Origin of the sequence: Rhodosalinus halophilus (genome assembly GCF_003298775.1) — a bacterium.
GTDB lineage: Bacteria > Pseudomonadota > Alphaproteobacteria > Rhodobacterales > Rhodobacteraceae > Rhodosalinus > Rhodosalinus halophilus.
In genome coordinates this window covers 112,488-125,291 of the sequence record NZ_QNTQ01000005.1, presented here as the reverse complement: position 1 = coordinate 125,291, position 12,804 = coordinate 112,488, and the positions used below count along the sequence as shown (strand labels likewise).

Here is a 12,804-nt window from a genome sequence, read left to right as displayed (position 1 = left end):
CGGTCCCGCCGGCTCATGCCGCCTGCCCGAGGTCAAGCGTGTCGAGCACGAGATCGGTAATGCGGTCGGTGACCTCCGCCCCTGCCGAGACGATCGACCAGGCCGCCTCGGCCATCGCCGCGGCCCTGTCCGGTGCGGTCAGATTCGTGACGGCTGACGAGAGGCTCGCAGCGTCCGTCACCATCCGCGCCGCGCCGGCCGTGACCAGGCGCGAATAGGCGTCGAGATGGTGACTCACGTTCGGTCCATAAATCACGGCCGAGCCCAGCGCGGCCGCCTCGTAGGGGTCGCGGCCGCCGTGCCCCGGTTCGATCGAACTCGCCACGAAGGTCACGGGCGCCAGCCGATACCAGAGTCCCATCTCTCCGCGCGTGTCCGCCAGCAGCACCTGGGTCGCGTCGTCGGGGATCTGGCGCTCGGACCACCGCGCGAAGCGCAATTCCGCAGCCTCCAGCGCCGCCGCTGCGGTATCGCCTTCGACGGGGTGGTTCGGAACGAGGATCAGGAGCAGACGGTGCGCCATTCTGAGCGCCGCGCGGTGCGCCTGCAGCACGAGGGGAACCTCTCCAGGCTGCGTCATCGCGGCGAGCCAGACGGGACGTCCGGCCAGGATGGTCGAGAAACGCTCGAGGTCGTCCTCGTCGCAAGGCAGCGGCCCGCTGCCCTCCTGCAGGACGCCGGTCACGGAGATGCTCTCGGCCGGCATGCCCAACCGCCGCAAGCGCTGCGCGGCGGCGGCGTCGCGCGCGAGCGCGGCGTCGAAGCGGGCGAGCGTCTCTCGCCGCAATACCGGCAGCCACGACATCCCGCGCCGCTCGAGATCCTCCTCGGCCGCATCGACCAGAAAGAGCGGCACGTCCTTCTCGGCCGCGGCATGGAGCAGATCATCGCGTGGTGCCCCGCCGCTCCAGAGGCAGCAGTCGGGCGCCCAGTGGTCCAGGAATCCTTGCGCGCCGGCCGCGGTGTCGGCCGGCAGTGGCTGCCAGATCGCATCGCCGCGCAGGCGCGGCGGCGGGGCGACGTCCGGGCCCGAGGTGTAGAGAAGCGCGAGGCCCGAGCGCAGCTCGGCCAGTCGCTGTCCGAGCCGCAGAAGCGGCGAGCGGCGCGCCGTGCCGGTGACGTGGATCCAGACGAGCTCGCCCTGCGGGCGCTGCGGGGTCCGCGTCGCGGCGACCGTATCGTCGCCCGAGCGCGCCGGACGCCCGAGGAGGGCGGAGAGTCGACTTCGCGCGCTCAGCCTTCGAGCTCCTCTGTCGCCGAGGCCGGCGCCTCTTCGTCCCGCAGGCGGTGCAGATGCGCGATGAAGTAGCGCATGTGGGCGTTGTCCACCGTGCGCTGCGCCTCGGCCTTCCAGGCGTCATAGGCGCTCTTGTAGTCGGGGAAGATGCCGACGATGTGGATGTCGTCCACGTCGCGGAACTTCGTGCCGCTCGGGCTTTCCAGCTCGCCGCCGAAGACGAGGTGAAGCCGCTGTGCCATCTGGGCGCTCCGTTGTCTGTGTTTTCGGCGTCGAGCCTAGTGACGCGCCCCGCCGATGCAAGGGCGCGCGTCGTGGCGCGGAACGCCAGGGGAGGCTGCTGCGTTTAGCGCGGCGAAAGCGGACTCGGTCCGCCCCCAAGCCATCGGAGGTTTCCCATGCGTCGCATCCTGGGTCCAACCCTCGGAATCGCCCTGGCCGCGACCGCCGCGTTTCCCGCCGCGTCGCAGCAGGCCGCCGGCACGGTGGAAGGCACCTTGCAGCTCGAAGATGCCCGCTGGTTCGTCCGGCCGGGCGGCGGGGATCTGCCACGCAGCTACTGGCGCGAGGGTCCGGACGGCTACGAGGTGCAGCTGGCGGCTTTCCCCACGCGCGAGGCGGAACAGGCCGAAGGCGCGATCGTCATCCGCTTGCGCGCCGAGGGCGAGCCCGATGCGCTGGAGGCGCGCGCCCCGATGGTCAGGATGCCCCGGCGGGACGCGACGTGGCGCTCCGTCGCGAAAAACACCTTCCTCTCGCTCGTGGAAGCGCAACGGACCGGGGACGCGCTCGCCGTCGCGGGCAGTGTCGTCGGCCGCCTGACCATCGAGGCAGCGGAGGGCACCGCAGCCGAGGATTTCCGCACGGTCGATGCGGAGTTCCAGGCGACGGTCTACCGCGACAGGCAGGGCGAATGAAAAAAGGCCGGGCTGACAAGCCCGGCCAGGTCCAACAGGGAGGTGCATGTCGTGACCCGGACATGCGCGGGATCCGTTAGTCTTCGTGAATAATGATTCGCGCGATTTTCGGCTTTGATCTGGCGCAAGTTGCGCGCGTCTTTTCGCGCGCGCTTTCCCCCATCAACTCACCAGGCGGTAGCCGCCCGATTCCGTGACGAGCAGCCGGGCGTTCGACGGGTCCGGCTCGATCTTCTGGCGGAGGCGGTAGATATGCGTCTCCAGCGTGTGAGTCGTGACGCCGGCATTGTAGCCCCAGACCTCGTGCAGCAGCACGTCGCGCGGGACGATGCCCTCGGGCGAGCGGTAGAGGAACTTGAGGATGTTGGTTTCCTTCTCGGTCAGCCGGATCTTGCGGTCGTCCTCGGTCACCAGCATCTTCATCGCCGGCTTGAAGGTATAGGGCCCGAGCGCGAAGACCGCGTCCTCCGACTGTTCGTGCTGACGCAGCTGGGCGCGGATCCGCGCCAGCAGCACCGGGAACTTGAAGGGTTTGGTGACGTAATCGTTGGCGCCGGCGTCGAGGCCGAGGATCGTGTCCGCGTCGCTGTCGTGGCCGGTGAGCATGAGGATGGGGCACTTCACGCCCTGTTTCCGCATCAGCCGGCAGATCTCGCGCCCGTCGGTATCGGGCAGGCCGACGTCGAGGATGACGAGGTCGAAGATCTGGTTCCTGACGCGGTCCATCGCCTCGCCGCCGGTGGCGGCTTCGAAGACTTCGAAATCCTCGGTCATGACGAGTTGTTCCGACAGCGCCTCGCGCAGGTCGTCGTCGTCGTCCACCAGCAGGATGTTTCTCAGCTGCGGCATCTGCGTCTCCCTCCTGTTTCGGGCTCAGATGCGGGGCGGCGCGCCCTGCGGCAAGGTTTGCTGCAAGTCTTTCACGGCCATGTGTTACGAAACGCGGAATTGTTTCACGCGCGCGGGGCCTTACATCCGTCGGATCACGGCTCTAAAGGAGCGTCATGAGCTTCGCCCCCGATCTGCCCGAACTTCTCGCCCGCGCGCGAGCCGACCTGCGCATGGGCGTGGGCGTGGTGCTCACCGGTGCCGGGGCGAGCGTTCTGGTGATGGCGGCCGAGACGCTGGCCGCCGCCCGGCTCGAGGCGGCGCGCGCGATGCCGGGGGAGACCGTGCTGGCGATCACGGCGCGGCGGGCGGCGACCCTGAAGGCGCGCGTCTACGACGGCGATCTCGCACGGGTGCATCTGCCAGGGGACGCGGACCTGCGCTGGGTGCGCGCGGTGGCCGATCCGGCGGATGATCTCACCCACCCGATGAAAGGCCCCCTGCAGACCGCGCGCGGCGGTGGCGCCGAGCTGCACCGCGCCGCGCTCGATCTGGTCAAGACGGCGCATCTGCTGCCCGCGGCGGTCGTGACCGAACTCGACGACGGCCCCGCCTTCGCGCGCGCGCATCGCCTCACACTGCTGCCCGCCGCGCTCGCCGCCCCGCTGCTCGCCGCGGCGAGCCCGCTCGCGCCCGTGGCTCAGGCGCGCGTGCCGGTCGAGGCGGCGGGCGCGGGGCGGCTGCACGTCTTCCGGCCCGCCGACGGCGGTGAAGAGCACTACGCCTTCGAGGTCGGCCAGCCGCGCCGCGACGCGCCCGTACTCGCGCGGCTGCATTCGGCCTGTTTCACGGGCGACGTGCTGGGCAGCCTCAAGTGCGACTGCGGCCCGCAACTGCGCGGCGCGCTCGCGCAGATGGGCGCCGAGGGGACGGGGGTGCTGCTCTATCTCAATCAGGAGGGGCGTGGCATCGGGCTGGCCAACAAGTTGCGGGCCTATTCGCTGCAGGATCAGGGCTTCGACACGGTCGAGGCGAATCACCGACTGGGATTCGAGGATGACGAGCGCGACTTCCGCATCGGGTCGGACATCCTGCGGCGGATGGGCTTTTCCGAGGTGCGGCTGATGACCAACAATCCCGCGAAGATCCGTATGATGGAGGAACAGGGGCTGCGCGTCGTCGAACGGGTGCCGCTGAAGATCGGGCGCACGGCGGAGAACGCGGGCTATCTCGCCACCAAGGCGGCGAAGTCGGGGCATCTGTTGTGACGCCGAAGGACATGGTGCTGACGCCGCGCGGGCTGCGCTTTCTGGGGCAGGTCTGGCCCTGCGCCATCGGGCGGGGCGGACTCGCCGGCGACAAGCGCGAGGGCGACGGCGCGACGCCGCGGGGTGTGCATCGCATCGTCGGCATGCTCTACCGCCCCGACAGGATGGCGCGACCCGCGCCCTGGGCGGTGCCGATCCGGCCGGGCGACCTGTGGTCCGACGATCCGCGGGACGAGGACTACAACATGATGGTCCGCGCGCCGCACGCCTTCAGCCATGAGGCATTGCGGCGGCCGGAACCGCTTTACGATCTGGTGCTGCTCACCGACTGGAACTGGCCGCGGGCGGAGAAGGGCCGGGGCTCGGCGATCTTCGTTCATGCCTGGCGGCGGCCCGGGTTTCCCACGGCGGGCTGCGTGGCGCTGCACCCCCTGCACCTGCGCCGGATCGCACCGCGCATCGGTTACGCGACGCGGCTGATCGTGGCCTGACGGGCCGCTCGGTGCGCGCTGGCGCGCGCGTCTCGCGATGAGCGCCCGCAAGGGCGCGAAGAGCGCTCAGCCCGGCCGTTCGCCGAAGATCGCACTGCCCACTCGGACATGCGTCGCGCCCAGCGCGATCGCCTGCTCGAAATCGCCCGACATGCCCATCGACAGCCCCTCGAGCCCGTTACGCGCCGCGATCTTCGCGAGCAGCGCGAAGTGCAGGCTGGGTTCCTCGTCGAGCGGCGGAATGCACATCAGCCCGACGACGGGCAGGCCAAGGTCGCGGCACTCCGCCACGAAGCCGTCCGCCTCGCCCGGCAGCACGCCCGCCTTCTGCGGCTCTTCGCCGGTGTTCACCTGCACGAAAAGCTCCGGGCAGTGGCCGAGCTCGTCCGCAAGCCGGGCGAGGGTCCGGGCGAGCTTCGGCCGGTCCACCGAATGAATCGCCTGCACGAGTTCCATCGCCTGCCGTGCCTTGTTGGTCTGCAGCGGGCCGATCAGATGCAGCTCGATCCCCTCGTAGCGGTCGCGCAGGGCGGGCCAGCGGCCGGCGGCCTCCTGCACCCGGTTCTCGCCGAAGACGCGGTGGCCTTCGCGCAGCACCGCCTCGATCCGGTCCTCGGGCTGTTGCTTCGACACGGCGATCAGCGTGACCGAGCCGGGCGCGCGCCCGGCCTTCGCCTCTGCCTGTCCGATGCGGTCGCGGATCTCTGCGAGCGACATGGGATGCCTCCTGCCGTTTCCCGGCAGATGCCACCATGCCGCGGAAAAGGAAAGGGGCGGGCCCGCGGGCCCGCCCCCTGTCTCCTCCGATCCGGCAGGGATCAGAAGTTGAACTGCAGACCGAGGTCGGCGGTGATGACATCGTTCCACTGATCCACGACACCGCCGCGGATCGAGGTGCCGCCGCCGAGGTCGTGCACGAAGCCGACGCCGTAGGAGTCGCCGCCCACGCCGCCGACTTCCTCGTCGTTGGCATAGTAGGCCGAGATGGTGGTCGCCGCGCCGGCCTCGAAGTCGCCGCCGATGACGAACTTCTGCTCGCCGTCGTTGTCGGCCGCCTTGAAGGTCACGGACGCCGGGCCGAGATCACCCTGCACGATGAGGCTGATCTTGTCCTCGGTGTCGATGCTGGAGTCCTGCCAGCCGAGGTGCACGGCCCAGTCGTTGAACGAGTAGCTGCCGCCCAGCGAGGTGCGCTCGAGGCCGCCGAGATCCGAGTAGGAGGCGATCATCGAGAAGTCGCCCATCGCGTAGGCGAGGCGCACGCCGTTGCGGCCGGCACCCGTCGACGCGTAGGTGTCGAACGCGAAGTAGCCGTTCACCGCCGAGTTGGCGACGTGGTTGTGCCAGCCCAGGCCCGAGAGGCCGAGCGACTGGTCGTACTGACCGGCCTGGCTGTCGTAGACGCCGGCGATGTTGCCGACCTGCACCGAGAGGCCCTCGTAGGCGACGCCGAAGCGGGCGCCGTTCAGGCCAGCGGTGGTCGCGCCGCCGCCGCCGGTGTCGTCGGCCTGCATGCGGACCCGCGCGCTGAACTCGAGGCCGTTGTCCGCGGTCGCGGTGGCGTCGATGTTGAGGCGGAAGCGGCTCTCGATGCGGGTCTCCTGAGCGGCGTTCTCGACGTACAGGATACCGAAGCGGCCGTAGCCGCCGAAGCTGACGTCTGCGGCGGCCATCCCGGCGGAGGCAACCAGCGCAGTCGTCGCGAAGAGAACTTTTTTCATCGTTTTTCCCTCGACTTTGTCGTCATGCGCCCCAGGCCGGGGAATCCGACTTGGGTATGACGGGTCTTTCGCTCTTTTCCGGGCCTCTTTGCAAGCGAAGGGGCCGGGATCGCGGCAAAGCGGCCGCGGATGGTGCACCATTGCCACACATGCCCGGAGGCCCTGCAACCCCGGCCTGCGCGCACCGGCCGTCGGCCGCGGCGCCGGGTGAAAGTCCTTGCCGAGCATCGGTGCCTTGGGTAGGTGTTTGGCGATGTCATGGACGGGGCAGGGATGACGCTTTCGCGCGCAGTGACGATGCTTCTCGCCGGTGCGGCCGTGGCCGCGCTCGCCTCTTGCGGGCCGCGCGAGGCGCCTGCGGACAGGACGGGCGGCACGGCCTCGCCGCCGCCCGACCTCCCCGAGGGGCATCCCGATTACACCGGCCCCAACCGATCGACGATTTGGGACATCTTCCGCCCGCAGCGCAACGAGAACGTCGTCGCGGTCAACAAGTACATCTGGAACGGCGCGCTTGAGGTGCTGAGCTTTCTGCCGGTGCAGACGGTGGATCCCTTCACCGGCGTGATCACGACCGGCTACGGCCCGCCGCCGGGCGGCGGACCGGCCTACCGCGCGACGGTCTACATTTCCGACCCGGCGCTCGACGCCCGCTCGCTCAAGGTCGCCCTGCAGACGCGGTCGGGACCGGTCAGCGCCGCGACCCAACGCGCGGTGGAGGACGCGATCCTCGCGCGGGCGCGGCAGCTGCGCGAGCGCGACAGCCGCTTCTGAGGCGCCGCAGGCCGCGGCAAGATCAAAGACGTCAGACCCGTGGCGCGCGCGGCGCGAGCTTCGCGACGCCGTCCACCCACTCCAGCTGCGCGGGCAGGCAGATGCGCTGCAGGTCGTAGTGCTGCACGACATGGTCGCGCGCCGCCGCGCCGAGGCGCGCGCGCAGCTCCGCATCCTCCAGCAGGTGGTCGAGCCGCTCGACCAGCGCGGCCCGGTCGAAGAAATCGGTCAGCAGGCCGGTCTCGCCGTCCGTGATCACCTCGCGGACCGGGGCCGTGTCGCTCGCGAGAATCGCCGCGCCGGCGCTCATCGCTTCGAGAAGCGACCAGCTCAGCACGAAGGGATAGGTGAGATAGACATGGGCGCGGCTCACCCGGATCAGCGAGAGAAACCGCTCGTAGGGCACCCGGCCGAGGAAATGCACGCGCGCCCAGTCCGCGTCCGGGATCTGACTGCGCACCTCGTCGATGAAGATCTGCTTCCAGCTCTGTCCCTTCGGCGGACGCGCGCCGTAGCTCACGTCGTCCCCGCCCAGCATGACGACCTGTGCCTCGGGCCGGCGGCGCAGGATCTCCGGCAGCGCGCGCATGAACACGTGATAGCCGCGATAGGGTTCGAGGTTGCGGTTGATGAAGGTGACGACCTCGTCGTCGCGGGTGAGCGTGCCTCCGCCCTCGAGCTCGAGCCTTGCGTCGGCGTCGGGCGTCACTGCCGCGGTGTCGATGCCGTCGTGGATCACGGTGATGCGGTCACGGAAAACCTCGGGGAAGGTGTCCGCCTGGAACCGGGTCGGGCTGATGCCCGCGTCGCCTGTCTCGAAATGCAGGCGGTTGTTGAGGTTCTTCAGCCGCAGGCGCAGCGGCTCGCGCGGCCCTTCGTTGCCGGGGAACTCGGGGTCGAAGCCGACATGCGGCCAGTCGGCCTCGTGATAGAGCTCGCAGTAGAGGCCCAGCCGCGCCTCGGGCCAGACATCCTTGAGAAAGAGGCTCTCGCCCCAGCCCGGATGCGCGAGGATCACGTCGGGCATGAAGCCGGACTCGCGCAGTTCCGTCGCCGCGGCATGGCAGGCGTCGGCGCGGATCAGCTTGGTCTCGAAATCCACGAGCCAGGGGTGCAGGTTCTGGCCGTTGCTGCGGTGCAGCTTGTAGGGCAGCACGCGCACCCCGTGCCAGGTCGTCGGCTCCTTGACCTTGAGCGTCAGCGCCACCACCCGGTCGCCGCGCGCGGCGAGGGCCGGGGCCAGATGCTTGTACTGCCCGGGAAAGTTCTGATGAATAACTAGGATGTCCATGCGCCTGCACCGTGCCCGCTTGCCCTGACCACGGCATAGCGCCGCCCGGCGCGGTCGCCAACCGTTTCCTCGATGCGCCTTTTTTCGGGGCGAGACTGGACCCGGGGCCGGGGCTCGCCTATCACCCGGAACGCAATCGGGACGGCAAGCCTGGGGACCGCAGATGTCGCGTTACGCGCCCGCCGAGATCGAACCGAAATGGCAGGCCGCCTGGAACGAGGCCGGCGCCTTTTCCGCGCGCCACGATCCGGCGCGCGAGAAATATTACGTCCTCGAGATGTTCCCCTACCCCTCGGGGCGTATCCACATCGGGCACGTCCGCAACTACACGATGGGCGACGTGGTGGCGCGCTACAAGCGCGCGCAGGGCTTCAACGTGCTGCACCCGATGGGATGGGACGCCTTCGGCATGCCGGCCGAGAACGCCGCGATGGCGTCGGGCGGGCATCCGAAGGACTGGACCTACGCCAACATCGCGCAGATGCGCGACCAGATGAAGCCGATGGGCCTGTCGATCGACTGGAGCCGGGAGTTCGCCACCTGCGACCCGGAGTATTACGGCCAGCAGCAGGCGCTCTTCCTGGACTTCCTCGAGAAGGGCCTCGTCTACCGCAAGGCGGCGGTGGTCAACTGGGATCCCGTGGACATGACCGTGCTCGCCAACGAGCAGGTGATCGACGGCAAGGGCTGGCGCTCGGGCGCCCCGGTCGAGCGGCGCGAGCTGGTGCAGTGGTTCTTCCGCATCTCGGACTTCTCCGAGGAGCTGCTGGAGGCGCTGGAGACTCTCGACGACTGGCCCGCCAAGGTGAAGACGATGCAGGCCAACTGGATCGGCAAGAGCCGCGGCCTGCAGTTCTCCTTCTCGCTGGTCGAGGAGGCCGAGGGCCACGACCGGATCGAGGTCTACACGACCCGGCCCGACACGCTGCTGGGCGCGAGCTTCGTGGCCGTCTCGCCGGACCACCCGCTGGCCCGCGCGCTCGAGCGGCACGATGACGAGATCGCCGCCTTCAACGCCGAATGCCGGCGCATGGGCACCTCCGAGGAGGAGCTCGAGACCGCCGAGAAGAAGGGCTACGACACCGGCCTGCGCGTGCGCCATCCCTTCGACACGAGCTGGGAGCTGCCGGTCTGGATCGCCAACTTCATCGTGATGGACTACGGCACCGGCGCGATCTTCGGCTGCCCGGCGCATGACCAGCGCGACCTCGATTTCGCCCGGAAATACGACCTGCCGGTGATCTCGACCTTCGCGCCGGTGGAGGACGACGGCAACCCTCTCGCCGAGGACGGCGGGCCGGCCTTCGTGCCGCCCAAGACCGAGCGCGTGATCTACATCCGCGGCTTCGCCGGCGAGACCGAGCAGACCGGCGAGGAGGCCGTCGAGGCCGCCATCCGCTTCTGCGAGGAGAACGGCGTGGGGCAGGGGGTGACCAAGTATCGCCTGCGCGACTGGGGCCTGTCGCGCCAGCGCTACTGGGGCTGCCCGATTCCGGTGGTCCACTGCGACGATTGCGGCGTCGTGCCGGAGAAGAAGGAGAACCTGCCCGTCCTTCTCCCCTACGACGAGGACGGCAAGCCGATCGACTTCTCGGTGCCCGGCAACCCGCTCGACCGTCACCCGAGCTGGGCGCAAACCGCGTGCCCCGCCTGCGGCAAGCCCGCCCGGCGCGAGACCGACACGATGGATACCTTCGTGGACAGCTCGTGGTACTACGCGCGCTTCACCGCGCCGCGCGCCGACACGCCGACGGACCCCGAGGAAGCCGCCTACTGGATGAACGTCGACCAGTATATCGGCGGCATCGAGCACGCGATCCTGCACCTGCTCTACTCGCGCTTCTTCGCCCGGGCGATGCACATCTGCGGCCACCTGCCGGAGAAGTCGAAGGAACCCTTCGACGCGCTCTTCACCCAAGGGATGGTGACGCACGCGATCTACCAGACGACGGACGCCCAGGGCCGGCCCGTCTATCACTTCCCCGAGGAGGTGGAGAGCCGGGAGGGACGACACGTCCTGAAGGAAACCGGCCAGCCGGTGGAGGTCGTCCCCTCCGCCAAGATGTCGAAATCCAAGAAGAACGTCGTCGATCCGATGACGATCATCGCGCAGTACGGAGCCGACACGGTGCGCTGGTTCGTGCTCTCCGACAGCCCGCCCGAGCGCGACGTGGAATGGACCGCCGCCGGCGCGGAGGCCGCGCACCGACATCTCTCCCGCGTCCATCGAATCGTCTCCGAGATCGCGGCGATGCCCGCCGAGGAGGGCTCGAAAGAGGCCGACGAGGCGCTTCTGCGCGAGATGCACAAGACGATCCACGAGGTCACCGGCGGTGTGGAAAGCTTCGGCTTCAACGCGGCCATCGCGCGGCTCTACGCCTTCACCAACACGCTGGCCAAGTCGAAGGCCGGCGGCGCGGCCAAACGCCAGGCCGCCGGCGCCCTCGCGCAGCTCATGTCGCCGATGACCCCGCATCTCGCCGAGGAACTCTGGGCGATGCTCGGCCACGAGGGCCTGATCCTCGACGCGCCCTGGCCCGTCGCGGACGAGGCGATGCTGATCGAGGACGAGATCACCCTTCCCATCCAGATCAACGGCAAACGCCGGGGCGAGATCACCGTGCCGCGCGACCTGCCCAGGGAAGAGGTTGAAAAGGCCGCGCTGGAAAGCGACCCTGTCGTGCGCGCGCTCGACGGCGGCGCGCCGAAGAAGGTGATCGTCGTGCCCGGCCGGATCGTGAATGTGGTGCTCTGACCGCCGCCGCCTGCTGATCCTCGGCGCCGCGGCGCTGACGGCCGGCTGCGGCTTCGCCCCGGTCCACGCCCCCGGCGGCGGGGGCGGCGCGATTGCCGGGCAGGTCGCGATGCCGGTGCCCGACAGCCGTGCCGAATACCTCTTTGTCCGGCGGCTGGAGGAACGCCTGGGCCCCGCGCCCGCGCCGCGCTACCGGCTCGAGGCGCCGCTGCGCGTGACGCGCGATTCGCTCGGCACCACGCCCGACGGCCGCACCACGCGCTATCACTATGCAGGCACGGCCGACTGGCGGCTGCGCGCGGCCGACGCCGCACCGGAGGCGCCGCCCGTTGCACAGGGGCGCGTGGAGGCCTTCACCGGCTATTCCGCGACCGGCTCGACCCTGGCCACACGCGCGGCGGAACGCGACGCGGAGGCGCGGCTCGCCACGCTGCTGGCCGATCAGCTCGTGGAGCGGCTGCTGCTCGCGGCGCGGGAGCTGCCCGCGGCATGAAGCTCTCGGCGCGCGAAGTCGCTGGTTATTGCGCGCGTCCCGATCCCGAGGCTGCGGGCCTGCTGCTCTACGGCGGCGATCCGATGCGGGTGGCGCATCGCCGACAGCAGGCGGTGGCCGCGCTGATCGGGCCGCAGGGCGAGGCGGAAATGCGGCTCGCCCGGATCGCCGGCGCCGACCTGCGCCGCGACCCGGCCGCGCTGATGGACGCGGTCAAGGCGCAGAGCTTCTTTCCCGGCCCGCGTGTCGCGCTCGTGGAAGAGGCCGGCGATTCCCAGGCCGAGACGATCGCAGCTGCCCTTGGCGACTGGCGCCCGGGCGATGCGCAGATCGTCGTGACCGCGGGGCAGCTCAAGCCCGCGTCGAAGCTGCGCAAGCTCTTCGAGGGGCACCGAAGCGCGCGCGCCGCCGCGATCTACGACGACCCGCCCGGCCGCGAGGAGATTCAGGCAGAGCTTGCACGGGCCGGGCTCGCCGGTGCCTCCGGCCCGGCGCTCGACGCGCTCTTCGCGCTGGGCCGCACCCTCGAGCCCGGCGACTTCCGCCAGACGCTCGAGAAGCTCGCGCTCTACAAGCTCGACGACGAGACGCCGCTTTCGGCGGAAGAGGTTGGCCTGCTCGCACCCGCCTCGACCGAGGCCGAGGCCGACGACGTCGTCCACGCCGCGGCCGAGGCGCGCGAGGGCGAGATCGGCCCGCTGATGCAGCGGCTTTCCGCGCAGGGGGTCACACCCGTGCGTCTTTCCATCGCGGCGGGCCGGCATTTCCGTCAGCTCTACCGTGCGGCCTCCGACCCCGAGGGGCCCGGGAAGGGCATCGCGCGCCTGCGCCCGCCGGTCTGGGGGCCGCGCCGCGACAGGATGGAAAAGCAGGCCCGCGACTGGGGAGCCGCCCGGCTGCAGACGGCCTTGCAGCTTCTCGCCGACACCGACCGCGCGCTGCGGTCGGCGAACCAGACCGCGCCGCAGATGGCGGTGATGGAACGCACGCTGCTGCGACTTTCGCGGCTTCGCGGGCGGCGTTGAAGGA

13 protein-coding genes are annotated in these 12,804 nt (G+C 70.0%); 7 read left to right on the top strand and 6 right to left on the bottom strand.

Annotated features, from left to right (window positions below; genetic code table 11):
- Positions 1-13: 13 nt before the first annotated feature.
- Both DRV85_RS19365 and DRV85_RS05815 read right to left on the bottom strand, forming a co-directional pair.
- Positions 14-1,237, bottom strand: coding sequence for a 3-deoxy-D-manno-octulosonic acid transferase (locus tag DRV85_RS19365; protein ID WP_113288508.1), 1,224 nt, complete (start codon positions 1,235-1,237; stop codon positions 14-16).
- Positions 1,234-1,479 (bottom strand): DUF4170 domain-containing protein, encoded by a 246-nt coding sequence (locus DRV85_RS05815; RefSeq protein WP_113288507.1) that lies wholly within the window; start codon positions 1,477-1,479, stop codon positions 1,234-1,236. Before DRV85_RS05815 ends, DRV85_RS19365 begins: the two co-directional genes overlap by 4 nt.
- 156 nt (positions 1,480-1,635) lie before the next feature.
- Here DRV85_RS05815 and DRV85_RS05810 point away from each other — a divergent pair, with 156 nt between their 5' ends.
- Positions 1,636-2,154 (top strand): hypothetical protein, encoded by a 519-nt coding sequence (locus DRV85_RS05810; protein ID WP_113288506.1) that lies wholly within the window; start codon positions 1,636-1,638, stop codon positions 2,152-2,154.
- Positions 2,155-2,316: 162 nt separating this feature from the next.
- Here the strand turns inward: DRV85_RS05810 and DRV85_RS05805 are convergent, their stop codons facing one another.
- Positions 2,317-3,003, bottom strand: a complete 687-nt coding sequence (locus DRV85_RS05805) for a response regulator transcription factor (RefSeq protein WP_113288505.1) — start codon at positions 3,001-3,003, stop codon at positions 2,317-2,319.
- 155 nt (positions 3,004-3,158) lie between these two features.
- On the opposite strand from DRV85_RS05805, the gene ribA reads away from it, so the two are divergent.
- Both ribA and DRV85_RS05795 read left to right on the top strand, forming a co-directional pair.
- Complete coding sequence (ribA, locus tag DRV85_RS05800) at positions 3,159-4,250, top strand: GTP cyclohydrolase II (protein ID WP_113288504.1); 1,092 nt, start codon at positions 3,159-3,161, stop codon at positions 4,248-4,250.
- The gene (locus tag DRV85_RS05795) at positions 4,247-4,741 is read left to right on the top strand and encodes a L,D-transpeptidase family protein (RefSeq protein WP_113288503.1); all 495 of its coding nucleotides are present in this window, start codon (positions 4,247-4,249) and stop codon (positions 4,739-4,741) included. The genes ribA and DRV85_RS05795 overlap by 4 nt, the downstream gene beginning before the upstream one ends.
- A 66-nt stretch (positions 4,742-4,807) precedes the next feature.
- Here DRV85_RS05795 and DRV85_RS05790 read toward each other — a convergent pair whose 3' ends face one another.
- Both DRV85_RS05790 and DRV85_RS05785 read right to left on the bottom strand, forming a co-directional pair.
- Positions 4,808-5,458 carry a YggS family pyridoxal phosphate-dependent enzyme gene (locus tag DRV85_RS05790; protein ID WP_113288502.1) on the bottom strand — a complete coding sequence of 217 codons (651 nt, stop codon included), beginning with the start codon at positions 5,456-5,458 and terminating at the stop codon, positions 4,808-4,810.
- Positions 5,459-5,559: 101 nt separating this feature from the next.
- Positions 5,560-6,462 carry a porin gene (locus tag DRV85_RS05785; protein ID WP_158540108.1) on the bottom strand — a complete coding sequence of 301 codons (903 nt, stop codon included), beginning with the start codon at positions 6,460-6,462 and terminating at the stop codon, positions 5,560-5,562.
- 273 nt (positions 6,463-6,735) lie between these two features.
- Here DRV85_RS05785 and DRV85_RS05780 point away from each other — a divergent pair, with 273 nt between their 5' ends.
- Positions 6,736-7,236 carry a DUF3576 domain-containing protein gene (locus tag DRV85_RS05780; RefSeq protein ID WP_113288500.1) on the top strand — a complete coding sequence of 167 codons (501 nt, stop codon included), beginning with the start codon at positions 6,736-6,738 and terminating at the stop codon, positions 7,234-7,236.
- Between the two features lie 31 nt (positions 7,237-7,267).
- Here DRV85_RS05780 and DRV85_RS05775 read toward each other — a convergent pair whose 3' ends face one another.
- Positions 7,268-8,527, bottom strand: coding sequence for a glycosyltransferase family 4 protein (locus tag DRV85_RS05775; protein WP_113288499.1), 1,260 nt, complete (start codon positions 8,525-8,527; stop codon positions 7,268-7,270).
- Between the two features lie 163 nt (positions 8,528-8,690).
- Here DRV85_RS05775 and leuS point away from each other — a divergent pair, with 163 nt between their 5' ends.
- From leuS to holA, 3 genes are read left to right on the top strand one after another with little or no spacing between them, the layout of a single operon-like run.
- The gene (gene leuS / locus DRV85_RS05770) at positions 8,691-11,282 is read left to right on the top strand and encodes a leucine--tRNA ligase (RefSeq protein WP_113288498.1); all 2,592 of its coding nucleotides are present in this window, start codon (positions 8,691-8,693) and stop codon (positions 11,280-11,282) included.
- Complete coding sequence (gene lptE / locus DRV85_RS05765) at positions 11,269-11,775, top strand: LPS assembly lipoprotein LptE (protein WP_113288497.1); 507 nt, start codon at positions 11,269-11,271, stop codon at positions 11,773-11,775. The genes leuS and lptE overlap by 14 nt, the downstream gene beginning before the upstream one ends.
- Positions 11,772-12,800: a DNA polymerase III subunit delta gene (holA, locus tag DRV85_RS05760; protein WP_113288496.1), complete on the top strand. Its 1,029-nt coding sequence runs from the start codon at positions 11,772-11,774 to the stop codon at positions 12,798-12,800. Before lptE ends, holA begins: the two co-directional genes overlap by 4 nt.
- The last annotated feature ends 4 nt before the right edge of the window (positions 12,801-12,804 follow it).

Excerpts from the sequence above, each read along its gene's own strand:
- DRV85_RS05815 (WP_113288507.1), bottom strand. The coding sequence starts at position 1,479 with ATGGCACAGCGGCTTCACCTCGTCTTCGGCGGCGAGCTGGAAAGCCCG.
- DRV85_RS05810 (WP_113288506.1), top strand. The coding sequence starts at position 1,636 with ATGCGTCGCATCCTGGGTCCAACCCTCGGAATCGCCCTGGCCGCGACC.
- DRV85_RS05805 (WP_113288505.1), bottom strand. The coding sequence starts at position 3,003 with ATGCCGCAGCTGAGAAACATCCTGCTGGTGGACGACGACGACGACCTG.
- ribA (WP_113288504.1), top strand. The coding sequence starts at position 3,159 with ATGAGCTTCGCCCCCGATCTGCCCGAACTTCTCGCCCGCGCGCGAGCC.
- DRV85_RS05790 (WP_113288502.1), bottom strand. The coding sequence starts at position 5,458 with ATGTCGCTCGCAGAGATCCGCGACCGCATCGGACAGGCAGAGGCGAAG.
- DRV85_RS05785 (WP_158540108.1), bottom strand. The coding sequence starts at position 6,462 with ATGAAAAAAGTTCTCTTCGCGACGACTGCGCTGGTTGCCTCCGCCGGG.
- DRV85_RS05780 (WP_113288500.1), top strand. The coding sequence starts at position 6,736 with ATGACGCTTTCGCGCGCAGTGACGATGCTTCTCGCCGGTGCGGCCGTG.
- DRV85_RS05775 (WP_113288499.1), bottom strand. The coding sequence starts at position 8,527 with ATGGACATCCTAGTTATTCATCAGAACTTTCCCGGGCAGTACAAGCAT.
- leuS (WP_113288498.1), top strand. The coding sequence starts at position 8,691 with ATGTCGCGTTACGCGCCCGCCGAGATCGAACCGAAATGGCAGGCCGCC.
- lptE (WP_113288497.1), top strand. The coding sequence starts at position 11,269 with ATGTGGTGCTCTGACCGCCGCCGCCTGCTGATCCTCGGCGCCGCGGCG.
- holA (WP_113288496.1), top strand. The coding sequence starts at position 11,772 with ATGAAGCTCTCGGCGCGCGAAGTCGCTGGTTATTGCGCGCGTCCCGAT.